This is a genomic window from Ottowia pentelensis, assembly GCF_964341695.1.
On record NZ_OZ224513.1, the window covers coordinates 1438928 to 1463761 of the forward strand.

Consider the following 24834-nt stretch of genomic DNA (forward strand, 5'->3'; position numbering starts at 1 on the left):
TCCGGAAGGATCGAATCCGCCGATAGGGAAAAGAAGGCCCGCCATGACGGAACTTGATCAAGCACTTTTTCTGTGGCTCAACCTGAGCCCATCGGCACCGGATTGGGTGCTCAGGCTGGCGCAGATGGCCAGCCAGCAATGGCTGCCGTATCTGGTGGTCGCGACGATCACCGCGCTGCTGATCGGCCGCGAGCCTTGGCGTGGGCGGGCGCTGCGCACGCTGCTTGCGGTGGCCGTTGCCGCCGCCGCGTCACGCTTGCTGAAATACGGCTTCACCATGCCGCGGCCCGCCGCGCTGGGACTTGGCGTGCAATGGCTGCCGCACAGTCCGGACCCGGGCTTTCCAAGCTCGCATGCCACGGTGGCGGCAGCCTGGGCCGTCATGGCCGCGATGGTCCCGGTCAGGCCGTGGTGGCGCGTGTTGTTTGTCGCTCTTGCCTTGGTGGTGGGCTGGAGCCGCATCGCTCTGGGCCTGCACTTTCCGTTCGACGTCATGGCGGGCTGGGCCTTGGGAACGGTCATCGCGCTGGTGGTCCAGTTCATCGCCAACGCGATTGCGAATCAAGGTGCCGTGGGCGACTCGGTGGTTCCCCAAGACGACAAGGCCAGCGAGGTCATCGAGCCATGAGGATCGCGCTGCAGTCGATGTCCATGAAGATTGGGTGCCGCCACGGACATCCCTGGGCCAACCGTGGCCCGTTCGAGGAAGGCCAATGACGATGAACCATCCCGTCTTTTTGGTCTGTGCATGGGCATGCGCGCTGCTGGTGGGGGGCTGCGCCAGCTATCAACCGCTGCCACTGCCCGAACGCGCGCAACTGATGAATGGCGTCGGCGAGCTTCACCATTCACTGCCGGCCACGGCGACGCATGAAGTATCGAAAGCCATCGATGTCCAGCAGCCGCTTGACCCCCGGCAGGTCGGCCTGCTCGCCATCCTGAATGCGCCTGAGCTGCGCACCGAGCGCGGCGAGTTCGCCGTGGCGCAGGCCGGCGTGGTGCAAAGCGGCCTCATTCCCAACCCATCCATGAGCCTGGGCTATGCGGCGCTGCTGGGCGGCCCCGGCATCGCGGGGGCCTGGACGGCGTCGCTGGCGCAGGACGTGGCTTCGCTGGTGACCTACAAGAGCCGCGTCGCCGCGGCCAAGACGCATGTGGAGCAGGTCAATGCCGACCTGCTCTGGAAGGAATGGCAGGTGGCGCAAAAGGCGCGTCTGTTGGCGGTGGGAATCTACTGGACCGACCAGTCGCTTCGTTTCAGCCGCACCCAGCTCAACCTGCTGACGCGCACGGCGGGCGAGATGCAGCGGGCGGTCGAACAGAACAATGCCACGCTGCCCGATCTCACGCCGCTGCTTGCATCCCGGGCTGCACTCGCGCAGTCCGTCGCCACGCTGAAACTGCAGCAACTGAAGAACTGGGCCGACCTGAATGCGCTGCTGGGCCTCGTGCCGTCGGCGCGCTTTGCCATTGCGGCGCCAGCAGCCAGGCAGGCGTCCGATGACGTGGACGCACTGGCTGCGAGCGTGTCCAGGCGCCGGCCGGACCTGGTGGCGCTGCAGCTCGGCTACCGCGCGGCCGACGAGGGCGTGCGCAGTGCCATCCTCGGCCAGTTTCCGGCGCTGGTGCTGGGTGGTACCTGGGGCATGGACACGTCCAAGGTACGGACCGCCGGACCCACGGTGACGTTCGATGTGCCCATCTTCAAGCGCAACCAGGATCAGATCGCGCTCAGCCGGGCCACGCGCCTGCTGCTGCGCGAGCAGTACCAGGTTCGCCTCGATGCCACCGAATCCACCATCCGCGCACTGCGAACTCGCATGGCCGTGGTGGCCACGCAACTCGTCGGCGCGCAACAGGATGCGGCCACGGCCGAGGCGCAGGCCGCCACGGCGCGCGCGGCGTTTGCCGCCGGCAACCTCGACGCACGCGCGCTCACCGACTACGCATCCACGGTGCTTGCGCGTCGCCTGACGGTGATCGACCTCGAGCGCGCGGCTGGCGAGGCGCAAGTCGGCCTCGAACTGGAACTGGGCCTCGGTCTGCCGCAAACCCGCCTGGCCCCTTTGGACAACGCACACGAATCATGAGAATCCAGACCCTTGTTCTCGCTGCGGCGCTCGCATGCAGCGCCATGGCGCCGGCCATCGCGGCCGAAGGCGGCGCGCCCAGCGTGCTGGCGAACGTCGCACCGCTCAAGGCCGGCAGCCTGCCGCGAACCGTCACCGCCTGGGGCAGCATGCTGTCGCCGCCTTCGGCCACGCAAGTCATCAGCGCGCGCACGTCCGAAGCGGTGGGCGCCATTCACGTGCGCGCCGGCGAGGAGGTGCCGGCGGGAGCGCCGCTGCTGCAGCTCGTGCCCGACGCGCAAACCGCGGCCAGCTACAGCGTCGCGCAATCGGCGTTGCGCGATGCCGAACTGGCGCTGGCGCGCACGCGCGACATGCTGGCGCAGCACCTGGCCACCGCCCAGCAGCTCGATGCGGCGCGCAAAGCGCGCTCCGATGCCCAGGCGGCGCTGGACGCGCTGAAAGCCCAGGGCGCGGCCGGGGCCAGCACGGTGCGCGCGCCATTCCACGCCATCGTTACCAAGGTCTCGGTGACACGCGGCGCGCTGGTCGCCGCCGGCGCGGCCTTGCTCGAAATCGCCAAGGCGGAGGACTTGACCTTGCGCGTGAACGTCACGCCGCCGCAGGCGCGGCTGGTGGCGCCCGGCAATCCGGTGCAGGTGGCGTCGCTTGACGGCCTGCATCGGGTCGTGGGCAAGGTGGCACGCCGCGGCGCGAGCATCGACCCCGGCACGGGGCTGGTTCCCATCGACATCGCGGTGCCGGCCAACCCGCTCTTCGCCGGCGAAAGCGCGCAGGCGGTGATTGCCGTGGGGCAAACCGAGGGCTACGTGGTGCCGCATGCCGCGGTGCTGGTCAACCCCGAGGGCAAGCCTTACGTAGTCCAGGTCGAAAGTGGCAGGGCACGCCGGGTGGCGGTCGAGGTGCTCGGCGCGCAAGGCGATGAGAACGTGGTTCGCGGCACCGCCTTGAAGGCCGATCAGCCGCTGGTGCTCAGCGGTAACTACCAGCTCGACGATGGCATGGCCGTACGGCTGGGCGGCAAGACCGCCAACGACTCTGCGGCGAGCGCCCGATGAGCTTCACCGCCTGGCTGCAAGCGCACCGCCTGCCGGTGCTGGTCGTTTCGTTCGTGCTGACGCTGGCGGGCCTTTACGCCGCGGCCAGCCTGCCGATCGGCCTGTTCCCGCTGATCGACTTTCCGCGCATCCGCGTCAACGTGAACGCCGGCAGCATGCCCGCCCGGCAGATGCTGATCGACGTCACCCAGCCGCTCGAAGCCGCGGCGCGGGCTGTACCCGGCGCCGTCAGTGTGACCTCCACGACCTCGCGCGGCTCGGCGCAGATCTTCGTGGACTTCCCCTGGGGCTCGGACATGAACCGGGCGCTGCTGAGCCTGGACAGCGCGTTTGCTCAAACACTGCCCAATCTGCCACCCGGCACCTCTTACGACGCACTGCAGATGAGCCCGAACGCGGTGATGCCGTTCATCTCCTATGCGCTGACGTCCGACCAGGTCCCGCAGTCCGAGCTGCGCGCCGTCGCGCAGAACCAGATTCTGCCGCTCTTGACGGGCATTCCGGGCGTGCGTCGCATCGGCGTGCTGGGCGGGCACACGCCCGAGGTGCAGGTGGTGGTGGCGCCGCAGGTGCTGCAGCAGTATGGCTTGACCCTGCCCGACGTCGCCAGGGCGCTGGCCAGCAGCAACACGCTGCAGGCGGTGGGCCGCATCGAGGACAACAGCCTTCTGTACCTGGCCGTGGGAAACGATGCGTTCACGTCGGTCGATTCGGTCCGGAGCATCACGCTGCGCACGCCCAAGGGCGCGGTGATTCCCCTGTCGCAAGTCGCGACCATCCAGATGGGCGCGGTGCCGGAGTGGCTGCTGGTCAAGACCAATGGCAAGCCCTCGGTCAACTTCAGCGTGTTCCAGCAGGGCCAAGCCAATTCGCTGGCGCTGGCCAAGGAGATCGACGCCAGGCTGTCGACCTTCATGAAAACGCAGCCGCCTTCCATCCACCTCGACAAGTGGTACGACCAGACGCAGCTCGTGCGTTCCTCGATCGCCGCGCTGGAAGAAGCGATTGCCATCGGCCTGGTGTTCGCCGCGGGTGTGCTGCTCTGGTTCCTGCGCAACTGGCGCATGACGCTGGTGGCGATGATCGTGGTGCCGATGTCGGTGCTGTGCGCCGTGCTGGTGCTTTGGCTGCTCGGCATGACGATCAACATCATGACGCTGGGCGGTGTGGCGGCGGCGATCGGCCTGCTGATCGACGACGTGATCGTGATGATCGAGCAGATCGCGCGACGCGTGGCGCAGCCGGGCGTGGCCGATCCGAAAGCCGGGGTTTTGGATGCGGCGCGCGAATTCCTCGCGCCCATGATGGGCTCGTCGCTGGCCACCATCGTGATCTTCATCCCGCTTGCCTTCCTCTCGGGCGTGACCGGGTCGTTCTTCAAGTTCCTGTCGCTCACCATGGCAGCGGCGCTGATCATTTCGTTTCTGTTCACCGTGTTCGTGGTGCCGCTGCTCGCGCGCGGCCTGGTCGATTTCAGCCGCTGGACCGACCCCGGCCATGGCAAGGAAACCTGGTCGCACTGCGTGCATGCGCGCGCGCTCGACCGACTGTTTCGCTGGCCGTGGCTGATCGTGGCGGGCTTCCTGCTGCTGGCTGCCGCAGGGTACTTCGGTTACCAGCACGTCGGCACCGGCTTCCTGCCCAAGATGGACGAGGGTGGCTTCGTGCTCGACTACCGCGCAGCGCCCAGCACCTCGCTGGCCGAGACGGACCGGGAACTGGCGCAGATCGAAGGCATCCTCAAGGCAAACCCCCACGTCGCGAGCTATTCACGCCGAACCGGTGCAGGCTTTGGCGGTGATTTCGTGGAAACCTATCAGGGCGACTTCGTCGTGCGCCTGGTCGACCCCGGCAAACGGCCCGACATCTGGTCCGTGATGGACGACGTCTCGGGCAAGATCACGCGGCTCGTGCCCGGCGTGGACTTCGACACGCACCAGCTCATGGGCGACATGATCGGCGACATGCTCGGCCGGCGTCAGCCGGTGGTGATCCAGCTCAGTGCCGTCAATCCCGACAGGCTGGGCAGCGTGGCGCAAAAAGTGGCCGATGCGCTGGCCAAGGCGAAAGGCGTCCAGGCGTCCTCGGTGGACAGCGGCGTGGTGCCGGCGGGCGACGCGATCGAAATCCACGTCGATCCGACCGCCGCAGCACTGAAAGGCATGACGACCGCCGAGGTGCAGGCGCAGGTCTCGGGCTATCTCGACGGCACCGTGGTCACGCGCTACCTCGGCGCGCACCAGGACATTGGCGTGCGCCTCAAGCTCGCCGCACCGCACGACCCGATCTACCGCGAGCGCTTGGGCGATCTGCCAATCCAGGGCGCCAACGGCGCGATCTTTCCGCTGCACTCCGTCGCCACCACCACCTTCGTTTCCGGCGAGCCCCAGCTCACGCGCGACAACCTGCAGCAGATCGTCGCCGTCACGGCGCAAACCAACGGCTCGCTGGATCTGGGCTCCACCATCGCCGGCGTGAAAACGCTGCTGGCCGAGCCCGGCCTGATCCCGCCCGGCGTCAGCTACACGCTGGGCGGGGCCTACCAGCAGCAGCAGCAGGCGGCGCGCGGCATGCTGCGCGTCTTCGTCGCCGCCGTGGTGGCCGAGATCGTGCTGCTGATGTTCCTCTACCGCAGCCTGCTGCTGCCGCTCATCATCATGGGGACTTCGCTGCTCTCGACCGGCGCGGTGTTCGTGGGCCTGTGGCTGACGCACGTGGAACTCAACATCACGGCCATGATGGGCATGGTGATGATCATCGGCATCGCGACCGAGATGGCGATTTTCCTGGTGTCCGAATACCAGACGCTGCGCCAGACCATGGAGGCCCGCGAGGCCGTCAAGGCCGCGGCGCTGAACCGCCTGCGCCCGATCCTGATGAGCACGCTCGCGATGATCCTGGCGCTGATCCCGATCGGCGCGGCCATCAGTGGCTCGGGCGACCAGATGCTGCAGCCGCTCGCCATCGCCATCATCGCCGGCGCCCTGGTGCAGTTGCCGCTGGTGCTGCTGGTGATGCCGGTGCTGATCGGGCTGACGCTGCGGCCCAAGCGTGCCGAAAACTCACTGGAGTGAAACAGCAGGCGTGCTGGCTTGCCCTGCGCGAACCCTGCCCGCTACGCCGCCACGCCTATGGCTGGGCTAAGTCGGGCGGCGCAAGCTGGAGTTTCTTCACTGCTACCGGAGGAACTCCATGAAAACGCTGCCCATCACGATGGACGAGGACTGGTTCATCAAGGTCCCGGCGATCACCCTGTCGTTCTGGATCGTCAAGATTATGTGCACCACGGTCGGCGAGACCGGGGCCGACTATCTGGCCGTCAACGCCGGCCTGGGCCAGGGCATGACGCGCGCCCTGATGGCCACGCTGCTGGTCGCGGCCCTGATCTGGCAGCTGCGCACCCCTCGCTACACGCCCTGGATCTACTGGCTCACGGTGGTGCTGGTGAGCGTGGTGGGCACGCAGATCACCGACCTGTTCACCGATCGGCTGGGCGTCAGCCTCTACGTCAGCACGCCGGTGTTCGCGCTCTTGCTGGCGATCGTCTTTGCCGTCTGGTACCGGGTGGAAGGCACGCTGTCGATCCACGACATCGTCACGCGGCGGCGCGAGCTGTTCTACTGGGCCGCCATCCTCTGCACCTTCGCGCTGGGCACGGCCGCCGGCGACCTGGCGACCGAAGCCCTGCACCTGGGCTTCACCCGCGGCGCCGTCGCCTTCGGCATGTTGATCGGACTGAGCTATCTGGCCTGGCGCCTGGGCGGCAACGCCGTGCTGACCTTCTGGATCGCCTACATCCTCACGCGCCCCTTCGGCGCCGCGCTGGGTGACCTGCTGACCCAGGCCAAGGCCTATGGCGGCCTGGGCATGGGTGCCACCTGGACCAGCGTGCTGTTCCTGTCCGTGATCGTCGCCTTGGTCGGCGTGGAGCAGTACACCGTGAGCGACCGCGACCTGGAGCGGACGCTCGACCGCTCCAATGCCGTCCGTTGATGCGCTCGAATCGGTGATCCAAGCGAGGCAAGCCATGAGCGCCAAGCCGATGGGAACGGGCACCGCCGAGCCACGGGCGGACGGTGCGCAGCGTGCGCTGGACACGCGCCGTGCCGGGCTGTGGTTCGGCGCGCTCGCGGTGTTGCTGCTGGCGCTGTCGGCGGCGCGCCCGCTGTCGGTGCCGGACGAGGGGCGCTACGCCGAGGTCAGCCGCTGGATGCTGGTGTCGGGCGACTGGCTGGTCCCGCGCCTGAACGGCCTGCCGTTCTTTCACAAGCCGCCGCTCACGCACTGGCTGCAGGCGGCCAGCCTGGCGGTGTTCGGCGTCCACCCCTGGGCGGTGCGCCTGCCGGGCGTGCTGCTGGGCTTGCTGATGGTGTGGTTCGGCTTCATCGTGGTGCGCCAGCTGCTGGGCGCGGCGGTGGCCGGGCGCGCGGCCTTCATGCTGGGCGCCAGCGGCGCGATGTTGATCGGCGCCCCCTATGTCAACCACGACATGGGCGTGGCGACCTGGATCAGCGTGGCGATCTGGTCGTTCGCGCGCGCGTTTTCGTTTCCCGATCGGCAAGCGCCGCACGCCGGCTGGGCCTGCCTGGGTTTCCTGGCCTGCGCGCTGGGCGTGCTGACCAAGGGGCTGATCGGCGTGGCGCTGCCGGCGCTGGTGATGCTGGCGTGGGTGAGCTGGACGCGCCAGTGGCGTCGGGTCTGGCGCCTGCCGTGGGTGCGTGGGCTGGTGGTCTTTTTTGGGGTGGCGCTGCCCTGGTTCGTGGTGATCGGGCGCCAGTTTCCCGGCGCGCTGGCCTACCTCTTCGGCGTGCAGCAGTTCTCGCGCTACCTCGGCACCGGCTTCAACAACGCGCAGCCCTGGTGGTTCTATGGGGTTGGCATCGCGCTGCTGCTGGCGCCCTGGAGCGTGTTCGCCGGGCTGGAAGGCTGGGCGCGGCTGCGTACGCGGCGCGCCATGACAGCGCGCACTGGCAAGGATCCGTGGGTCGCGCTGTGCTGGATCTGGCTGGCCGTGATCCTGCTGTTTTTCAGCATTCCGCAGTCCAAGCTGATCGGCTATATCTTTCCGGCCCTGCCGCCGCTGGCGGTGCTGGCCGCGCTGGGTTGGCACCGGCTGATGGACGGGCGCCGCACCGCGCGGGCGTGGCTGGCCGCGTTGGCCCTGCTGCCGGTGCTGTTCAGCGTCGGGCTGACCGTGGCCTATCCGCACGTGCAGCGGCGCGAGGGCATGGCGCGCGACGTGGCGCTCGAATTGCGCACGCGGCTGGCGCCCGGCGACGTCGTTCTGGTGACCGGCGACTACCCCTTCGATCTGCCCTTCGTCGCCCGCCTGCGCTCGCCGCTGGTGGTGGTGCAGGACTGGCCGCGCCTGCGTGCGAAAGAGGGCGACACCTGGCGCCGGGTACTGCTCGACGCCGGCGGCTTTGAACCGGCCCTGGCGGCCGAGGTGCTGCGCACGCCGGATGCCCTGCAGCAAGAGGCGCACGTGCCAGGGCGATGGCTGCTGGCGCCGAACCGGCCCGGTCCGCGCGATCCGCCGATTGCGGATGCCTGGCGCTTGGTGGACCGCGGCCGTGCCTGGACGCTGTATCGATCGTCGCCGCTGCCGGCATCCGAGCGGCCGGTCGCTACGCGTTGAGCGGCGTGGACGGCGCCTTCAAGCATTGATTTTTCCCATCAGAAAGGAAACCTGTCATGTCTTCGTCAACCCTGTCGCTCCGTTGCTTGGCCGCCGGCTCGATGCTGGCTCTGCTGTTGGCGGCCGCTGGCTGCTCCAAATCGGTCGAGCCGCCGCTGCCGCCGCCCACTGCGGGGCAGCCGCGTGCGGCGCCCCAGGCCAGGGCCGCTTCGGCGCTGGGCGACCTGTCATCGTTTCGGGCCATTGCCGCCGACGTCGCGACCATCGTCGACCGGGGCGACCTGGCGGCGGCCAAGACGCGCATCAAGGATCTCGAAGTCGCTTGGGACGCGGCCGAGGCGGGGCTGAAGCCGCGCGCTGCCGACGACTGGCATGGGATGGACAAGGCCATCGACCGGGCGCTGAAGGCGCTGCGCGCCGACCCGCCGAACGCGGCCGACTGCAAGCAGGCCTTGACGGCCTTGCTGAACACCATCGACGGCATGGCCGGCAAGGCGTGAACGGCGCCGCTTCGCTCGGTCATGCGCGCTATCCTCGGCGGGCCCGACGCTGCCGGCGCAGGGGATGGGGGAGTCCTGGCTTGTGAACGTTCCTGAACTGATCCAGCACTACGGCTACCTGGCAGTGGCCGTGGGCACCTTTCTGGAAGGCGAGACCGTGCTGCTGCTGGCGGGCGCCACGGCCAGCCGGGGCCACTTGGTACTGCCCACCGTGATCGCGGTGGCCACGCTGGCGAGCTTTGCCGGCGACCAGCTGTTCTTTTGGCTCGGGCGGCGCCACGGCAGCCGGCTGCTGGCGCGCTGGCCGTCGCTGCATGCGCGCACGGCGCGGGCGCGTGAGCTGCTGGAGCGCCACCACACGCCGGTGATCCTGGCGGTGCGTTTTCTGTACGGCCTGCGCGTCGCGGGGCCGATCGCCATCGGCATGAGCGGCGTACCCTGGCTGCGCTTCTTGCTGCTCAACCTGGCTGGCGCCATCGTCTGGGCGATCATCGTGGCCGGCGTGGGTTATGGCTTTGGCCAGGCGGCGGCGCGGATGCTGGGCGGCGTGGACGCCGACGAACTGCTGTGGGTGGGCGCCCTGCTACTGGGCGTGGGCCTGTGGTGGCTTTGGTCGCGCCGCAAGCTGGCCTTGCGCGCGACACGGGAGGAATGAAGCGATGCGGGTGCTGTTGGTGGAAGACGACCTCATGATCGGTGAGGCCGTCCAGGGCTCGCTCAAGGACGCGTCCTACGCGGCCGACTGGGTCAAGAACGGCCAGACGGCGCTGGCCACGCTGGCCGCGCAGCACTACGACCTGGTGCTGCTGGACCTGGGGCTGCCCGGCAAGGACGGCCTGGCCGTGCTGCAGGCCCTGCGCGCCCGCGGCAACCCGGTGCCGGTGCTCATCATCACCGCACGCGACGGCCTTCATGACCGCCTGCGCGGACTGGACGGCGGCGCCGACGACTACGTGCTCAAACCCTTCGAGATGGCCGAGCTGCTGGCCCGCATGCGCGCCGTGCTGCGGCGCCGGGGCGGGCAGGCGGCGCCGGTGCTGGGCAATGGCGTGGTGTCGCTGGACCCGGCCACGCGCGAGGCGGGCGTCGCGGGCGCGGCGGCGGTGCAGTTGTCGAGTCGCGAGTTCTCCCTGTTGCAGGCGCTGCTGCTGCGCCCGGGGGCCATCCTCTCGCGCGGCGAGCTGGAAGACCGCATCTACGGCTGGGGCGAGGAGGTGGAGAGCAATGCGGTCGAATACCTGATCCATGCGCTGCGGCGCAAGCTGGGCAGCGAAGTCATCAAGAACGTGCGGGGCGTGGGATGGATGGTTTCCAAGGGCGTTTGAACGCGTCGCTGCAGCGCAAGCTGTCGCTGGCGCTGCTGGGCACCATCGCCGGGGTGGCGCTGGTGGCCGGCGTGCTCTCGTTCGCGGCGGCATACGACGAGGCGCAGGAGCTGCAGGACGACGTGCTGCGCCAGGTGGCTACGCTGACGCAGGGGCGCGGCACGAACGCGGCGGTGCCGGCCCTGGCCGATGGCCACTTCGAGGACCATGACGATGCCTCACGCCTGTACGTGCAGGTACTGGGTCAGGACAACCCCAGGAGCCTGACGATCGACCAGGGCGGCCCGCTGCCCGTGCCGGTGACCACGCCCGACGGCCTGCACACCATGATGCTGTCGGGCGAAAGCTTTCGCGTGCTGGTCAAGACCTCGGCCGGCGGCATGCGCATCGTGGTGGCGCAGGAAGCCGACTTTCGCGACGACATCGCGCAGGGCAGCGCGCTGCGCACGGTGCTGCCGTTCGCGGTGCTGGTGCCGATCCTGCTGTTCGTGGTGGTGAGCCTGGTGCGGCGCATGTTTCGGCCCGTGGTGCGGCTGGCCGAGGCCATCGACCGGCGCGGCGAGGGCGATTTGCAGCCGATCGCGGACCACAACCTGCCGGCCGAGGTGCGCCCCTTCGTGCGGGCCATCAACCGCCTGCTGGGCCGCGTGGCACAAACGCTGGACGGCCAGCGCCGCTTCGTGGCCGACGCCGCGCACGAGTTGCGCTCGCCGCTGACCGCCCTGTCCCTGCAGGCCGAGCGCCTGCAGCAGGCGCCCATGTCCGAGCTGGCGCGCGAGCGCCTGGCGGTGCTGCGCCAGGGCATCGAGCGCGGCCGCGCACTGCTGGAGCAGCTGCTGTCGCTGGCGCGGGCGCAGCAACGAGCTGAGCCGCCGGCCGCCGGTGTGTCGATGCAGGCCGTGTTCCGGCGCGTGCTGCAGGACCTGCTGCCACTGGCCGAGGCGCGGCAGATCGATGTGGGCGTGGCCGGCGAGGGCGATGCGCGGGTGCCGGCCAGCGAGCTGGACCTGCTGACCCTCGTCAAGAACCTGGTCGACAACGCCATTCGCTACACCCCGGCCGGTGGGCGGGTCGACCTGTCGGTCGAGTCCCGGCCCGAAGGCGTGCTGCTGCGCATTCAGGACAGCGGCCCCGGCATCGCGCCGGCCGAGCGCGAGCGCGTGTTCGATCCCTTCTACCGCACCCCGGGCAACGAGCAGGCCGGCTCGGGCCTGGGCCTGGCCATCGTGCAGGCCATCGCCCAGCGCCTGGGGGCGCGGGTGTCGCTCGACGATGCCGACCCGGCCGTGCCGGCCGGCTTGCTGGTGCGGGTGCTGCTGCCGGCCCACGGCGAGGCTCCATTGCGGTAGTCGAATAACTGTATGAAAATACAGTTATGCAAGCGCCGCCGCCACATCCTGAATCCGATGCCGTCCCGAACCCGCTGTTGCCGCACAAGGGGCGCGGCGCAGTGTCGCGGCTGGCGCATCGATTCGAGCGCGACCAGCGCAGCGCCTTCGACGGCGGCTGGGGTGATGTGCAGGCGGTCGATGAAGACGCGGCGCCGCCACCGGCCACCCAAGTGATCTTCGAGGATGCGCGCAGCGCCATCAGCGCCAACGACTCGCCCGACATCGCGTTCGATTATTCGGTCAACCCCTATCGCGGCTGCGAGCACGGCTGCATCTACTGCTTTGCGCGGCCCACGCACAGCTACCTGGGTTTGTCGCCCGGGCTGGACTTCGAGACGCGCATCATCGCCAAGCGCAACATCGCCGCCGTGCTGGCGCGCGAGCTGGCGGCGCCGCGCTATCGGCCCTCGGTCATCAACATCGGCTCGGCCACCGATTGTTATCAGCCGCTGGAGCGCCAGCTGCGGCTCACGCGTGCGCTGATCGAGGTGCTGGCGCAGGCGCGCCACCCGTTTTCCATCGTCACCAAGTCCAGCGGCATCGAGCGCGACCTGGACCTGCTGGCGCCGCTGGCCGCGCAGGGCCTGGTGGCGGTGTACGTCACCATCACCACGCTGGACGCCGGCTTGGCGCGCCGGCTGGAGCCGCGCGCCGCCGCGCCGCACCGGCGCCTGCGCACCCTGCGCACGCTGGCAGAGGCCGGGGTGCCGGTGGGCGTCAGCGTGGCGCCGCAGATTCCCTTCGTCAACGAGGACATGGAGCAGGTGCTGGCCGCCGCGCGCGCGGCCGGCGCCATGAGCGCCTTCTACACCGTGCTGCGCCTGCCCTGGGAGCTGTCCGAGCTGTTCCAGCAGTGGCTGCAGGTGCACGTGCCGGACCGGGCCGAGCGCGTCATGGCCCGCGTGCGCGATCTGCGCGGTGGCCGCGACTACGACAGCGCCTGGGGCCAGCGCATGCACGGGCAGGGCCTGTGGGCCGACCTGCTGCGCCAGCGCTTCGAGCGCGCCTGCCGGCGCCTGGGCCTGAACCGCCAGCGCATCGCGCTGGATGTCGGCCGCTTTCGGCCGGCCGCGCTGGGTGGCCAGGCCGAGCTTTTTGAATGATTTTCGGCCCTGGCCCTCGCCGATCAAGCGCGAGCAGCTATCAAACTAATAGTTTCAACCGGCCGCGCGGCACATCACGCCCATGTCACGCGCCGGCTGGTATACGCGGGTGGCCACGCCCAGCAGGCCCAGCACGGTGTGAAAGTAATCGTCTTGCGACACCTTCTCGTCGCGCAGCTTGCCCAGGCAGGCCTGTGTGATGCCGCTTTGCTGCTGGAACTGAGGCGAGAGCCAGAAGATCCAGGGAATGTGCTTTTGCACGTCGGGCGCAAAGCGGTAGGGCAGGCCGTGCAGGTACAGGTTGTTCTCGCCCAGCGATTCGCCGTGGTCGGACAGGTACATCAGCGCCGGCGCCCAGTTCGTCTCGTGCGCCTTCAGCCAGTCGATGTCGCTGGCCAGCACGTGGTCGGTGTAGACGATGGTGTTGTCGTAGGCGTTGACCACCTGCTCGCGCGAGCACTGCTGCAGCGCATTGGTGGTGCATTCGGGCTCGAACTTCTTGAACGCCTTGGGCGAGCGCTTGTAGTAGGCCGGGCCGTGGCTGCCCATCTGGTGCATGAAGACGACCACGCCGCGCGCACGCCGATCAAAGGGCAGCTGGGCGATGCGCTCGTCCAGGCCGTTCAGCATCACCTCGTCCAGGCATTCGCCCTCGGCATCGCACAGGCCGGGGGTTTGCAGCGCCTGGTCGTCCACCGTGGGCACGCGGTCGCACACGCCCTTGCAGCCGCCGGCCTGGTTGTCCAGCCACAGCACGGCGTAGCCGGCGTGCTGCAGCACGTCGGCCAGGCCCTCGGTGTTGTCCTGGCGCTCGTTGAAAGCCACGCGCCCCAGCGGTGAGAACATGCAGGGCACCGAGGCGGCGGTGTTGGTGCCGCAGGACCAGGCGTTGCGCAGGCTGACCACGCCGCGCGCGGCCAGCTCGGGCGTGGTGTCGCGGGCGTAGCCATTCAGCCCGAAGTGGTCGGAGCGCGCGGTTTCGCCGACCACCAGCAGCACCAAGGGCGGGCGCGCGTCCGCCGGACGCGGCGCCACATGGGCGTCCTCGCCCAGCGGCAGCACGGCGGCGCCGTTGCGCTGGATGGGCTGCTGGCCCAGGATGGCGATGGCGTAGAACGAGTTGAGCGGGTTGATCAGGTAGCGCAGCTGCGTGTGGTTGCGCATGGTGGCCGACAGGTCCTGAAACGACAGGCCCATGGCGGCCACGGCCACGGCCAGTCCCGCCACCACGGTGAAGAGGTTGTTGCGCGCCTGCCTGCCCGGTGTGGGCCACGCGATGCGCGTGCGCCACAGCAGCGCCACCGGCAGCACGCCCAGCAGCAGCAGCGCGCCCGCCATGCGCCAGCTCAGCAGCTCGCGCGCCTCGCGCGAGTCGGTCAGCAGCACGTTGACCATCATCGTGCGCTCGATCACCACGCCGTAGCTGAGCATGAAGTACGCTCCCGCCGCGGCGGCCAGCAGCACCACCGTCAGCATCGGCTTGAGCGTCCAGCGCCAGGCGAACAGGGCCGACAGCGCCACGTGCACCGCGCCGATCATCAGCGCGAAGGCCAGGCCGAACAGCAGCCCGCGCGTGTTGCCCAGCTCGGGCAGCGCCGCCAGGCCGCGCCACAGCGCCAGGTTGCCGATGCTGGCCACCCACAGCGCCGCCAGCACCATCACCGTGAGGGGACGCAGGCCGCGCCGCGCGGCGGAGAGGGAAGGGCGGTTCGTCACGGCCGCGGGCGGCGCTCAGGCGCTGAAAAAGTTGCGCACCTTGTCGGTCCAGCGCTCGGTGCTGGGCGAATGCTTGGCGCCACCCTTTTTCAGCGACTCGTCGAACTCCTTCAACAGCTTGCGCTGGTGCTCGGTCAGCTTGACCGGGGTTTCCAGGCTGATGTGGCAGTACAGGTCGCCCGGGTAGGACGAGCGCACGCCCTTGATGCCCTTGCCGCGCAGGCGAAACTGCTTGCCGGCCTGCGCGCCCTCGGGGATTTCGATGGCCGCCTTGCCGCCCAGCGTGGGCACCTCGATCTCGCCGCCCAGCGCGGCGGCGGCAAAGCCGATCGGCACCACGCAGTGCAGGTCGTCGCCGTCGCGCTCGAAGATGTCGTGCTTCTTGGTGCGGATCTCGATGAACAGGTCGCCCGGCGGGCCGCCGTTGCTGCCCGGCTCGCCGTTGCCGGTGGAGCGGATGCGCATGCCGTCGTCGATGCCGGCCGGAATCTGCACCTCCAGCGTCTTCTGGTTCTTGATCTTGCCCTGGCCGTGGCAGGTGGTGCAGGGCTCGGGGATGATCTTGCCCGTGCCGCGGCAGTGCGGGCAGGTCTGCTGCACGCTGAAAAAGCCCTGGCGCATCTGCACCACGCCCTGGCCGTTGCAGGTGGTGCAGGTCTTGGCGCTGGTGCCCGGCTTGGCGCCGCTGCCGTGGCAGGTGCCGCAGTCGTCCCAGCTGGGGATGCGGATTTGCGCCTGCTTGCCGGCGGCCGCCTCTTCCAGCGTGATTTCCATGGCGTAGCTGAGGTCGGCGCCGCGATACACCTGCCGCCCGCCGCGCGCGCCGCCGGCTCGGCCGCCGCCGCCGAAGATGTCGCCGAAGATGTCGCCGAAAGCCTCGGCAAAGCCGCCGAAGCCCTCGGGGCCGCCGCGCATGTTGGGGTCCACGCCCGCATGGCCGTACTGGTCGTAGGCGGCCTTCTTCTGCGCGTCCGACAGCATCTCGTAGGCTTCCTTGGCCTCCTTGAACTTGGCCTCGGCGGCCGCCGCCGCCTCGCCCTGGTTGCGGTCGGGGTGGAACTTCATCGCCAGCTTGCGATAAGCCTTCTTGATCTCATCGTCGGAAGCGTTCTTGGGAACGCCCAGGACGTCGTAGTAGTCGCGTTTGGTGGCCATGGGAAAACGTGCGTGATCGGTGTTCGAATGAGGGGGCGGCGGGTGTCAGGCGGACGGCGTGGCCTCGGGCTCGGGCGGGGCGCGGTACTGCGGCGCGGTGAGCAGGCGGCTGAGCGGCACCGCGGCATAGAACAGCAGCGCCGCCAGCGGCGCCAGGGCGGCGACCGCCGCGCCCAGCAGATAGACGGCGGCCATCAGCCAGCTGGCGCGCACCTGCGTGCGTTCGCTCGCGGCCACCGCCGGCTCGGCGCGGCCCACGGCCGCGCGCAAGGCGGCAAAGGCCAGGCACACGGCCACCATCACCACGCCGTAGAAGGCGGCCGGCAGCGGCTGGCGCCAGTGGAATTCGCTGCCGTAGTCCAGCGCGAAAGGCACCAGCGACATGAAGAACAGCAGCACGCCGTTGAGCAGCAGGATGCGGGCGTCGATGCGCTCGACCTGGGAAAACAAGTGGTGATGGGCCATCCAGTTGGCCAGCACGTTGCCGAAGGCGATGACATAGGCCAGGTACACCGGCCACAACTGGGCCAGCGCGGCCAGCGTCGGCTCGTGCGGCACCTTCAGCTCCAGCACCATGATGGTGAGGATGATGGCCATCACGCCGTCGCTGAAGGCTTCGAATCGCGTCTTGCCCATGCCCTTGCCCCCTCTGGCTGCCTGTCGTTCAGCGCAAAAGGCGGCCGAGCTTGCGCCCGCCGCCCGTTGCGCGATGGCGCCGCGAGGTCAATCCTTCTTGACTTCCTTGACCTCGGCGTCGACCACGTTGTCGTCGGCCGGAGCCGACGCCTGCGCGCCACCCGGCGCGCCGCCCGCGGCACCGGCGGCCTGCGCGGCCGCCTGCGCATCGGCGTACATCTTCTCGCCCAGCTTCTGGCTGGCCGTCATCAGGGCCTCGGTCTTGCTGTCCATCGCGGCCTTGTCGTCGCCCTTGAGGGCTTCTTCCAGTTCCTTGATGGCGGCTTCGACCTGGCCCTTTTCGGCCGCGTCCAGCTTGTCGCCGTGCTCGGCGAGCGACTTGCGCACGCTGTGCACCAGGGCGTCGCCCTGGTTGCGCGCCTGCACCAGCTCCAGCTTCTTGTGGTCCTCGGCGGCGTTCAGCTCGGCGTCCTTCACCATCTGCTGGATCTCGGACTCGGACAGGCCCGAGTTGGCCTTGATGGTGATCTTGTTTTCCTTGCCCGTGCCCTTGTCCTTGGCCGACACGTGCAGGATGCCGTTGGCGTCGATGTCGAAGGTCACCTCGATCTGCGGCAGGCCGCGCGGCGCCGGCGGAATGCCTTCCAGGTTGAACTCGCCCAGCGCCTTGTTGCCACTGGCCATCTCGCGCTCGCCCTGGTAGACCTTGATGGTCACGGCCGGCTGGTTGTCGTCGGCGGTGGAGAAGGTCTGGGCGAACTTGGTCGGGATGGTGGTGTTCTTGGTGATCATCTTGGTCATCACGCCGCCCAGGGTCTCGATGCCCAGGGACAGCGGGGTGACGTCCAGCAGCAGCACGTCCTTGCGGTCGCCGCTCAGCACCTGGCCCTGCACGGCGGCGCCCACGGCCACCGCTTCATCGGGGTTCACGTCCTTGCGCGGCTCCTTGCCGAAGAACTCCTTGACGGTGTCCTGCACCTTGGGCATGCGCGTCTGGCCGCCGACCAGGATCACGTCGTTGATGTCGCCCACGGCAATGCCGGCGTCCTTGATGGCGGTGCGGCAGGGCTCGATGGAGCGGGCGATCAGGTCTTCGACCAGGGCCTCCAGCTTGGCGCGCGTGAGCTTGATGTTCAGGTGCTTGGGCCCGCTGGCGTCGGCCGTGATGTAGGGCAGATTGATGTCGGTGGCGGCGCTGGAGGACAGCTCGATCTTGGCCTTTTCGGCCGCTTCCTTCAGGCGCTGCAGGGCCAGCACGTCGTTCTTCAGGTCGACGCCGGCTTCCTTCTTGAATTCGCCGATGACGTAGTCGATGATGCGCTGGTCGAAGTCCTCGCCGCCCAGGAAGGTGTCGCCGTTGGTGGCCAGCACCTCGAACTGCTTCTCGCCGTCGACGTCGGCGATCTCGATGATCGAGATGTCGAAGGTGCCGCCGCCCAGGTCATAGACGGCGATCTTGCGGTCGCCCTTGGCCTGCTTGTCCAGGCCGAAGGCCAGCGCGGCGGCCGTCGGCTCGTTGATGATGCGCTTGACGTCCAGGCCGGCGATGCGGCCGGCGTCCTTGGTGGCCTGGCGCTGGCTGTCGTTGAAGTAGGCCGGCACGGTGATCACGGCCTCGGTCACGGGCTCGCCCAGGTAGTCCTCGGCGGTCTTCTTCATCTTGCGCAGGATCTCGGCGCTGATCTGCTGCGGGGCCAGCTTTTGCCCGCGCACCTCGACCCAGGCGTCGCCGTTGTCGGCCTTGATGATCTTGAAGGGCATCAGGTCGATGTCCTTTTGCACTTCCTTGTCGTCGAACTTGCGGCCGATCAGGCGCTTGACGGCGTAGATGGTGTTCTTGGGGTTGGTGACGGCCTGGCGCTTGGCCGGCGCGCCGACCAGCACCTCGTTGTCGTCCTGGTAGGCGACGATGGAGGGGGTGGTGCGCGCGCCCTCGGCGTTCTCGATCACCTTGGTCGCATTGCCTTCCATGATGGCGACGCACGAATTGGTGGTGCCCAGGTCAATACCGATGATTTTTCCCATGTTGGTTCTCCGCGAAAAATTTTGAGATTCAGATGTGGATGCAAGTGCGGCTGCCGATCGCAGATTTCAAGCGTGCGACTGCGATTTGAGATTTTTTGCCGCCGGGCCGCCCCAAGGCAAAAAAAGCCCCCTCGGGGGGCAGCGCACCGCGCGCAGCGGGGGAGCGTGGGGGCTTCATTTTGGGGCGGCGACGGTCACCATGGCTGGCCGCAGCACCCGCTCGGCGATGACGTAGCCCTTTTGCAGCACGGCGACGATGGTGTTCGGGTCCTGGTCGGCCGGCACCATGGCGATGGCCTGCTCGCGCGTGGGGTCGAACCGGGCGCCTGGCGCCGGGTTGACCTCGCTCACCTTGTTGCGCTCCAGCACGCTCATCAGCTGGCGGTGGGTGGCCTGGGTGCCTTCCAGCAGCTGCTCGGCGCTGGCGTTTTCCACCTTCAGCGCGGCTTCCAGGCTGTCGACCACGGCCAGCAGGCTCTCGGCAAAGGACTCGACGGCGAACTTGCGCACCTTGGCGACTTCCTCGTCGGCGCGGCGGCGGGCGTTCTGCGCCTCGGCCTGGGCGCGCATGGCCTGCTCGACCAGGTCGGTCACCTTGGCCTGCAGGGCCGTCAGCTCGGCCTGCGTGTTTTGCTCCTGGGCCATGGAATCGGCGGCGTCGGCCGCGGCGGCGGCCTCCATTTCCTCGGGGCTCAGGGGGCTGTCGAAGGGGGACGGGGGGCGGGGCGCGCCGGGCGGGTTGTAGTTGGGGTCGGACATGCTCGGAAGACGGGTTGAAGCCGGAAAGGCGGTGCTTTCCTCGCACATGGGTGCCGAAGCCGGCTCTTCAAGGGCGTGCGAGGGCCCAAGGCGCATTTTGGCGGATGCCGGGAGCTCGATCGGCCTGCCGGCAACAAAAAACGCTCCCGGCGGAGCGTTTCGGGGGCGGCAAGGCGACGGGCCAGCCTCAGTCGGTGACGCCCAGCAGCTCGACGTCGAACTTGAGCGTGGCGCCCGGCGGGATGACGCCGCCGGCGCCGCGTGCGCCGTAGCCCAGCTCGGGCGGGATGATCAGGGTGCGGGCGCCGCCCACCTTCATGCCGGCCACGCCCTCGTCCCAGCCGCGGATGACCATGCCGGCGCCGAGCGGAAAGACGAACGGGTCGCCCCGGTCGTGGCTGGAGTCGAACTTGGCGCCGGGCTGGCCGTTTTCATAGAGCCAACCGGTGTAGTGCACGGTGACGGTCTGGCCGCGGCGGGCTTCGGCGCCTTCGCCGGCGCGGGTGTCGGTGATTTGCAGGGACGAGCTCATTGGGCGACCCTCCGCGCTACGCGCTGCGGGTTTCGCGCTTGGGAGCGGCCCGGCGCGCTCAAGGCGGGCGCGTTCACTTCTTCTTGCCCTGCGCGGCCACCCACTTGGTGGCGAAGGCCTGCAGGTCGGACAGGCGCTTGGTCAAATCGGCCCCGCTGGGGGTCAGGCTGTAGCCGTCCGAGCCGTGCGTGACCAGGTTGGCCGCGCGCAGCTCCTTCAGGCGGGTGTTGAGGGTGTTGGGGGTGATGCCGCCGACGCTGTCCTGCAGCAGGCGAAAGGTCTGGGGATGGCCGTCGCGCAGGGCCCACAGCACACGAATGGCGTAGCGCGCCTCAAGCAGCGCTAACAGCTGGCTGGTGGCGGAATTTTCTTTCGAGCTCATGTCGGGCTTCTCCTCGGGTTCGCTGGATGCGTCGAGGAGACTATATCGCAAATCTGTAGCACGCTAGCAGTTTCATAGCTCCCGACGGCGGCCGGGCGTGGGCCGGCCGCTACAAAATCCAGAATCCCGGCGGCGGAACTGGGGTAATCCCTTAGCTGCCGTGAATCTTCTGCAACAGCCGGATCAGGGTGCGCCGTTCGGCGGCGCTCAGGGCCTGGGCGGCCTCGGTTTCGAGCTGGGAGGCGGCGCTTTCGGCCTCGCGCATCAGGGCCTGGCCCTCGGCCGTCAGCAGCAGGCTTTGCGCCCGCCCGTCCAGCGGGTGGGGGCGGCGCTGCAGCAGGCCGCGGCGCTCCAGCGCGCCGATCTTGCCGACCAGGTTGGGCGGCAGCAGGTTGAGGGCATCGCACAGCTGGCGCGAGGTGACGCCCGGGTTGTGGTGGATCAGCGACAGAATGGAAAAGTCCACCACCCGCAGGCCGAACTGCGCCATGCGCGGCACGAACTGGCCAATGATCTTCAGCGCCGCCATGCGGGCGTTGAAGCCCACCAGCGACTGCAGAAAGCGCGTGTCCACCGCCTCGACGGGGGCAGGAGCAGGGGCGAGCGGGAGCGGCGGGTCTTGGGTCACGTCAGGGGGCGGGCGGGCCGGAGGCCGGGCGATGTTCGCACACCCGACGGCGCCGGCCCGCGCGGGCATCACTCGACCTTGAACTGGCCGTCCACCACCTTCATCATCACGCCGGTGTCGTTGGTGTAGCCCCAGTGGTCCTGCGCGGTCCAGTTCAGCACGCCGTGCGCCAGCACGGTGCGGCCGATGTGCTCGAAGGCATCGCGCAGCGCGGCGCGAAACTCTGGCGTGCCGGGCTTGGCGGTCTTCAGGGCGATCGGCACCGCCTTTTCCATCACCGTGATCGAGTCGTAGGCGTGGCCGGCGAACTGGTTGCGCGAGCCGGGGCCGTAGGCCTTTTCATACTGCTGCACGAACTTGATGGCCTCCTGCTTGGACGGGTGCGAGTCGGGCAGCTGCTCGGCCAGCACGGCCGGGCCGGAGACGACGTAGGTGCCCTCGACCGCCTTGCCGCCCACGCGCATCAGGTCGCGCGTGGCGGCGGCGTGGGTCTGGTAGACCTTGCCCTTGTAGCCGCGCTCGCGCAGTGCCATCTCGGGCATGGCGGCGCCGCTGCCCGAGGCCACGACCAGGATCGCGTCGGGGTTGGCCGACACCAGCTTGAGCGCCTGGCCGGTGACGCTGGTGTCGGCGCGGGCAAAGCGCTCGACCGGGCCGAACTTGATGCCCGCCTTCTCGGCCATCGGCTTGAAGTCGGTCAGCCAGGTCTCGCCGTAGGCGTCGCTGTAGCCCAGAAAGCCGACCGACTTGATGCCCAGCTTCTTCATGTGCTCCAGCACCGCGTAGCCCATCACCGAGTTGGACTGCGGCATGCGGAAGGTCCAGTGGTCCTTGCCCGCGGGCAGCGCCACCGGCGACCATGCCAGCTGCGGCGTCTTGGACTCATCGGCCACCTGGGCGATGGCGGCGGCCACCGGCGTGGCCACCGAGCCCATGATGACGTCGACCTTGTCCTGCGCCACGAAGCGCTTGGCGGCGGTCACGCCCTGGGTCGGGTCGGTGGCGTCGTCCATCACGATCACGTTGAGCTTTTCACCCGCGATTTCCTTGGGCCACAGCTTGACCTCGTTGCCCACCGGAATGCCCAGCCCCGAGGCCGGCCCGGTGAGCGGCGCGATCACGCCGATGGTGATGTCGGCCAGCGCCGTGCCGCAAGCGGCAAGGGCGCAGGCGGCCACGAGGGCCTTGAGTGCATGGGTTTTCATGGTGCGTGTCTCCTGGTTGACGCGTGGAAAATCATTGGAGGGGGATGACCGGGTGCAGGCTCTCAGCTGCACTTGTCCTTGATGAAGTCGGGCACCGGAATGGCTTGCAGGCGCCCGCCCTCGGGGTGAATGCAAAAAGCGCGCGTCTCGCGGCCTTCGCACAGCAGCGCGTCGCCCTTCATCACCACGTGCTTTTGCACGAAGGTCTTGGCGGCCCAGCTTTCGATGCTGGTGTGCACCTGCAGCGTGTCGCCGTAGGTGGCGGGACGCATGAACTTGGTGTGGATCTCCAGCAGCGGCGTGCCGATGATGCCGTGCGAGGCCTTCAGCTCGCGCCAGGGCGGCACGCCGCATTGCATGAAGAAGTCCAGCGACGAGGCGTCCATCCACTTGCTGAAGTTGGGAAAGAACACGATGCCGGCCGGGTCGCAGTCACCGAACATCACTTTCACTTCGTAGACGGTGGTCTTGCTCATGGCGGTGCTCAGCGCGGCGCCATGCGCAGCGCGCCGTCCAGGCGGATCACCTCGCCGTTCAGGTGGCCGTTCGTGACGATGTGGCAGGCCAGTTCGGCGAATTCCTCGGGCTTGCCCAGGCGCTGCGGAAACGGGATGCTGGCGGCCAGCGAGGCCTGCACCGGCTCGGGCAGGGTGCGCATCAGCGGCGTGGCGAACAGGCCGGGGGCGATGGTGCAGACGCGGATGCCGTGCTGCGCCAGGTCGCGCGCCATCGGCAGCGTCATGCCGACCACGCCGCCCTTGCTGGCGCTGTAGGCCTGCTGGCCGACCTGGCCATCGAAGGCGGCCACGCTGGCGGTGAACACCATGGCGCCGCGCTCGCCGTCTTCCATCGGATCGAGCTTGGCACAGGCGGCGGCAAACAGGCGCGCAGCGTTGTAGGTGCCGATCAGGTTGACGTTGACGACCTTGATGAAGTCTTCGAGCGGCGCGGCGCTGCCGTCCTTGCCGATCACGCGCTTGGCGGCGCCGATGCCGGCGATCTGCATCAGGATGCGCGCCGGGCCGTGCGCGGCCGCCGCCTGGTCGATGGCGGCCTGCATGCTGTCGCCGCTGCTGACGTCGGCCTGCACAGCCAAGCCGCCGATGTCGGCCGCCACCTTCTTCGCGTTGTCGAGATTGAGGTCGATCACCGCCACCTTGGCGCCCAGCCGCGCCAGTTCGCGCGCCGTGGCCTCGCCCAGACCTGATCCACCACCGGTGACCAGGGCTGCTTGTCCTTGGATCTTCATGTCTTGCTCCTTACTATGGATTGGATAGCTGCCGGCGATTGCTGCATCAGCGCTGGAGGCCAATTTGACTCATGGAACAGCCGAACGCAGAGGACGCAGAGGATTCGCAGAGGGCGCAGAAAAAGCCTTTTTATGGTTTTCCTTTTGCGTCCTCTGCGTCATCTTCGCGTCCTCTGCGTTCGGTATTTGGATTCAGGCAGCCGGGTTCTCCAGCAGCAGCGCCATGCCCTGGCCGCCGCCCACGCAGGCGGACGAGATGCCGTACTTGAGGCCGGCGCGCTGCATCTCGCGCGCCACGGTGATCGTCAGGCGCACGCCGGTCGCCGCCAGCGGGTGGCCCAGCGCGATGGCGCCGCCGTTGACGTTGAGCTTGGCCAGGTCCAGCCCCAGCTCCTTGGCCACGGCCAGCGTCTGCGCGCCTTGCGCCTCGTTGATCTCGATGCGGCCGATGTCGGACAGCTTCAGGCCGGTGCGCTCCAGCAGCAGGCGGATCGCCGGCGCCGGGCCGATGCCCATGATTTCGGGTGGCACGCCGACGGCCGCAGCACCGACGATGCGCGCCAGCGGCTGCTTGCCGTTCGCCTTGGCGTATGCGCCCGACGCGACCACGGCCGCCGCCGCCGCATCGACCAGGGCCGACGAGTTGCCGCCGGTCTGCACGCCGCCCTCGAACACCGGGCGCAGCTTGGCCAGCACCTCGACGGGCGAGGGGCGCGGGTGCGTGTCCTGCGCGACTTCGGTCACCTTGCCCTGCAGCTTGATGCCACGCGGCTTGTAGCCGTCCAGCTCGAACTTCTCGGTCACGACCGGCACGATCTCGCCGGCCAGAAAGCCGCTTTGCTGCGCCGCCACGGCGCGGGCGAACGAACTGGCCGCGAATTCATCGACCTGCTCGCGCGTGATGCCGTATTTCTTGGCCAGGTTCTCGGCCGTCTGGATCATGTTGATGCCGGGCGCCGGGTCTTTCAGCGCCTCCCACATGTAGTCCTTGAAGCCCACGGGGGCGCCCAGCTTGAAGCCGGTGCGGTGATCGAACGCGGCGATCGGGTTGCGCGTCATGTTCTCGGTGCCGACCACCAGCGCGGCCTCGCAGGCGCCGCCCTGGATGTGCTCGCCGGCCTGGCGAAACAGCTCGAAGCCGGTGCCGCAGATGCGCTGCGCCATGATGGCCGGCACCTCGACCGGCACGCCGGCGTACAGGCCGATGTGGCGCGGCAGGAAGAACTGGTCGAAGTCGCCCGGCGCCATGTTGCCGCAGACGACCGAGCCGATGTCGCTGGCGGCGACGCCGGCGCGCTTGAGCGCTTCGCGCGCGGCCTTTATCCCTAAGTCGGTGGGCGAGATGTGGCCCAAAGCGCCGCAGTAGTCGACCATCGGCGTGCGCACGCCGTCCAGCATCCAGACGTCGTTGAAGGCGGTGAAAAATCCCTTGGTGGCCATGG

Annotated in this window: 23 protein-coding genes; 11 read left to right on the forward strand and 12 right to left on the reverse strand. The window is 68.8% G+C overall.

The window, feature by feature from the left end:
* The first annotated feature begins 43 nt into the window (after nucleotides 1–43).
* The 11 genes from ACWHMB_RS06950 to ACWHMB_RS07000 all read left to right on the forward strand — a co-directional run bounded on the left by ACWHMB_RS06950 (nucleotide 44) and on the right by ACWHMB_RS07000 (nucleotide 13105).
* Nucleotides 44–628 (forward strand): phosphatase PAP2 family protein, encoded by a 585-nt coding sequence (locus ACWHMB_RS06950; RefSeq protein ID WP_293226115.1) that lies wholly within the window; start codon nucleotides 44–46, stop codon nucleotides 626–628.
* Nucleotides 629–662: 34 nt separating this feature from the next.
* A complete protein-coding gene (locus ACWHMB_RS06955; protein WP_377480567.1) occupies nucleotides 663–2090 on the forward strand; it encodes a TolC family protein in 1428 nt (475 codons plus the stop codon).
* A gap of 44 nt (nucleotides 2091–2134) precedes the next feature.
* A complete protein-coding gene (locus tag ACWHMB_RS06960; RefSeq protein ID WP_377614707.1) occupies nucleotides 2135–3148 on the forward strand; it encodes an efflux RND transporter periplasmic adaptor subunit in 1014 nt (337 codons plus the stop codon).
* Nucleotides 3145–6222: an efflux RND transporter permease subunit gene (locus tag ACWHMB_RS06965; protein ID WP_377480562.1), complete on the forward strand. Its 3078-nt coding sequence runs from the start codon at nucleotides 3145–3147 to the stop codon at nucleotides 6220–6222. The genes ACWHMB_RS06960 and ACWHMB_RS06965 overlap by 4 nt, the downstream gene beginning before the upstream one ends.
* A 118-nt stretch (nucleotides 6223–6340) precedes the next feature.
* Entirely contained in the window at nucleotides 6341–7141 is an 801-nt protein-coding gene (locus ACWHMB_RS06970; RefSeq protein WP_377480558.1) for a COG4705 family protein, read from the forward strand.
* A gap of 34 nt (nucleotides 7142–7175) precedes the next feature.
* Complete coding sequence (locus ACWHMB_RS06975; RefSeq protein ID WP_377480555.1) at nucleotides 7176–8786, forward strand: ArnT family glycosyltransferase; 1611 nt, start codon at nucleotides 7176–7178, stop codon at nucleotides 8784–8786.
* A gap of 56 nt (nucleotides 8787–8842) precedes the next feature.
* A complete protein-coding gene (locus ACWHMB_RS06980; RefSeq protein ID WP_377480551.1) occupies nucleotides 8843–9286 on the forward strand; it encodes a hypothetical protein in 444 nt (147 codons plus the stop codon).
* A gap of 82 nt (nucleotides 9287–9368) precedes the next feature.
* A complete protein-coding gene (locus tag ACWHMB_RS06985) occupies nucleotides 9369–9941 on the forward strand; it encodes a DedA family protein (RefSeq protein ID WP_377480548.1) in 573 nt (190 codons plus the stop codon).
* 4 nt (nucleotides 9942–9945) lie between these two features.
* The gene (locus ACWHMB_RS06990; RefSeq protein WP_377480545.1) at nucleotides 9946–10611 is read left to right on the forward strand and encodes a response regulator transcription factor; all 666 of its coding nucleotides are present in this window, start codon (nucleotides 9946–9948) and stop codon (nucleotides 10609–10611) included.
* Nucleotides 10608–11960, forward strand: a complete 1353-nt coding sequence (locus ACWHMB_RS06995) for an ATP-binding protein (protein WP_377480542.1) — start codon at nucleotides 10608–10610, stop codon at nucleotides 11958–11960. The genes ACWHMB_RS06990 and ACWHMB_RS06995 overlap by 4 nt, the downstream gene beginning before the upstream one ends.
* A 26-nt stretch (nucleotides 11961–11986) precedes the next feature.
* Nucleotides 11987–13105 (forward strand): PA0069 family radical SAM protein, encoded by a 1119-nt coding sequence (locus ACWHMB_RS07000; RefSeq protein WP_377480539.1) that lies wholly within the window; start codon nucleotides 11987–11989, stop codon nucleotides 13103–13105.
* Between the two features lie 54 nt (nucleotides 13106–13159).
* Here ACWHMB_RS07000 and ACWHMB_RS07005 read toward each other — a convergent pair whose 3' ends face one another.
* The 12 genes from ACWHMB_RS07005 to ACWHMB_RS07060 all read right to left on the reverse strand — a co-directional run bounded on the left by ACWHMB_RS07005 (nucleotide 13160) and on the right by ACWHMB_RS07060 (nucleotide 24832).
* Complete coding sequence (locus ACWHMB_RS07005; RefSeq protein ID WP_377480536.1) at nucleotides 13160–14821, reverse strand: phosphoethanolamine transferase; 1662 nt, start codon at nucleotides 14819–14821, stop codon at nucleotides 13160–13162.
* A 15-nt stretch (nucleotides 14822–14836) separates the two neighbouring features.
* Nucleotides 14837–15976: a molecular chaperone DnaJ gene (dnaJ, locus tag ACWHMB_RS07010; protein ID WP_447648485.1), complete on the reverse strand. Its 1140-nt coding sequence runs from the start codon at nucleotides 15974–15976 to the stop codon at nucleotides 14837–14839.
* A gap of 45 nt (nucleotides 15977–16021) precedes the next feature.
* On the reverse strand, nucleotides 16022–16612 hold the full coding sequence (locus ACWHMB_RS07015; RefSeq protein ID WP_377480530.1) for a TMEM175 family protein: 591 nt from the start codon (nucleotides 16610–16612) through the stop codon (nucleotides 16022–16024).
* An 87-nt stretch (nucleotides 16613–16699) separates the two neighbouring features.
* Entirely contained in the window at nucleotides 16700–18700 is a 2001-nt protein-coding gene (dnaK, locus tag ACWHMB_RS07020) for a molecular chaperone DnaK (RefSeq protein ID WP_377480813.1), read from the reverse strand.
* A 111-nt stretch (nucleotides 18701–18811) separates the two neighbouring features.
* Entirely contained in the window at nucleotides 18812–19396 is a 585-nt protein-coding gene (grpE, locus tag ACWHMB_RS07025; RefSeq protein WP_377480527.1) for a nucleotide exchange factor GrpE, read from the reverse strand.
* 187 nt (nucleotides 19397–19583) lie between these two features.
* Nucleotides 19584–19928: an FKBP-type peptidyl-prolyl cis-trans isomerase gene (locus ACWHMB_RS07030; RefSeq protein ID WP_377480524.1), complete on the reverse strand. Its 345-nt coding sequence runs from the start codon at nucleotides 19926–19928 to the stop codon at nucleotides 19584–19586.
* A gap of 73 nt (nucleotides 19929–20001) precedes the next feature.
* Complete coding sequence (locus ACWHMB_RS07035; RefSeq protein WP_293222131.1) at nucleotides 20002–20310, reverse strand: winged helix-turn-helix transcriptional regulator; 309 nt, start codon at nucleotides 20308–20310, stop codon at nucleotides 20002–20004.
* Nucleotides 20311–20461: 151 nt separating this feature from the next.
* A complete protein-coding gene (locus ACWHMB_RS07040; protein WP_377480520.1) occupies nucleotides 20462–20938 on the reverse strand; it encodes a MarR family winged helix-turn-helix transcriptional regulator in 477 nt (158 codons plus the stop codon).
* A 68-nt stretch (nucleotides 20939–21006) separates the two neighbouring features.
* On the reverse strand, nucleotides 21007–22143 hold the full coding sequence (locus ACWHMB_RS07045; protein ID WP_293222127.1) for an ABC transporter substrate-binding protein: 1137 nt from the start codon (nucleotides 22141–22143) through the stop codon (nucleotides 21007–21009).
* Between the two features lie 62 nt (nucleotides 22144–22205).
* Entirely contained in the window at nucleotides 22206–22619 is a 414-nt protein-coding gene (locus ACWHMB_RS07050) for an acyl-CoA thioesterase (RefSeq protein WP_293222123.1), read from the reverse strand.
* Between the two features lie 8 nt (nucleotides 22620–22627).
* A complete protein-coding gene (locus ACWHMB_RS07055) occupies nucleotides 22628–23392 on the reverse strand; it encodes an SDR family NAD(P)-dependent oxidoreductase (protein ID WP_377480516.1) in 765 nt (254 codons plus the stop codon).
* Nucleotides 23393–23584: 192 nt separating this feature from the next.
* Nucleotides 23585–24832, reverse strand: a complete 1248-nt coding sequence (locus ACWHMB_RS07060; protein ID WP_377480514.1) for a thiolase family protein — start codon at nucleotides 24830–24832, stop codon at nucleotides 23585–23587.
* Nucleotides 24833–24834 lie beyond the last annotated feature (2 nt).

Excerpts from the sequence above, each read along its gene's own strand:
- ACWHMB_RS06950 (WP_293226115.1), top strand. The coding sequence starts at position 44 with ATGACGGAACTTGATCAAGCACTTTTTCTGTGGCTCAACCTGAGCCCA.
- ACWHMB_RS06960 (WP_377614707.1), top strand. The coding sequence starts at position 2,135 with ATGGCGCCGGCCATCGCGGCCGAAGGCGGCGCGCCCAGCGTGCTGGCG.
- ACWHMB_RS06965 (WP_377480562.1), top strand. The coding sequence starts at position 3,145 with ATGAGCTTCACCGCCTGGCTGCAAGCGCACCGCCTGCCGGTGCTGGTC.
- ACWHMB_RS06970 (WP_377480558.1), top strand. The coding sequence starts at position 6,341 with ATGAAAACGCTGCCCATCACGATGGACGAGGACTGGTTCATCAAGGTC.
- ACWHMB_RS06975 (WP_377480555.1), top strand. The coding sequence starts at position 7,176 with ATGAGCGCCAAGCCGATGGGAACGGGCACCGCCGAGCCACGGGCGGAC.
- ACWHMB_RS06980 (WP_377480551.1), top strand. The coding sequence starts at position 8,843 with ATGTCTTCGTCAACCCTGTCGCTCCGTTGCTTGGCCGCCGGCTCGATG.
- ACWHMB_RS06990 (WP_377480545.1), top strand. The coding sequence starts at position 9,946 with ATGCGGGTGCTGTTGGTGGAAGACGACCTCATGATCGGTGAGGCCGTC.
- ACWHMB_RS07000 (WP_377480539.1), top strand. The coding sequence starts at position 11,987 with ATGCAAGCGCCGCCGCCACATCCTGAATCCGATGCCGTCCCGAACCCG.
- dnaJ (WP_447648485.1), bottom strand. The coding sequence starts at position 15,976 with ATGGCCACCAAACGCGACTACTACGACGTCCTGGGCGTTCCCAAGAAC.
- ACWHMB_RS07015 (WP_377480530.1), bottom strand. The coding sequence starts at position 16,612 with ATGGGCAAGACGCGATTCGAAGCCTTCAGCGACGGCGTGATGGCCATC.
- grpE (WP_377480527.1), bottom strand. The coding sequence starts at position 19,396 with ATGTCCGACCCCAACTACAACCCGCCCGGCGCGCCCCGCCCCCCGTCC.
- ACWHMB_RS07030 (WP_377480524.1), bottom strand. The coding sequence starts at position 19,928 with ATGAGCTCGTCCCTGCAAATCACCGACACCCGCGCCGGCGAAGGCGCC.
- ACWHMB_RS07035 (WP_293222131.1), bottom strand. The coding sequence starts at position 20,310 with ATGAGCTCGAAAGAAAATTCCGCCACCAGCCAGCTGTTAGCGCTGCTT.
- ACWHMB_RS07045 (WP_293222127.1), bottom strand. The coding sequence starts at position 22,143 with ATGAAAACCCATGCACTCAAGGCCCTCGTGGCCGCCTGCGCCCTTGCC.
- ACWHMB_RS07050 (WP_293222123.1), bottom strand. The coding sequence starts at position 22,619 with ATGAGCAAGACCACCGTCTACGAAGTGAAAGTGATGTTCGGTGACTGC.
- ACWHMB_RS07055 (WP_377480516.1), bottom strand. The coding sequence starts at position 23,392 with ATGAAGATCCAAGGACAAGCAGCCCTGGTCACCGGTGGTGGATCAGGT.
- ACWHMB_RS07060 (WP_377480514.1), bottom strand. The coding sequence starts at position 24,832 with ATGGCCACCAAGGGATTTTTCACCGCCTTCAACGACGTCTGGATGCTG.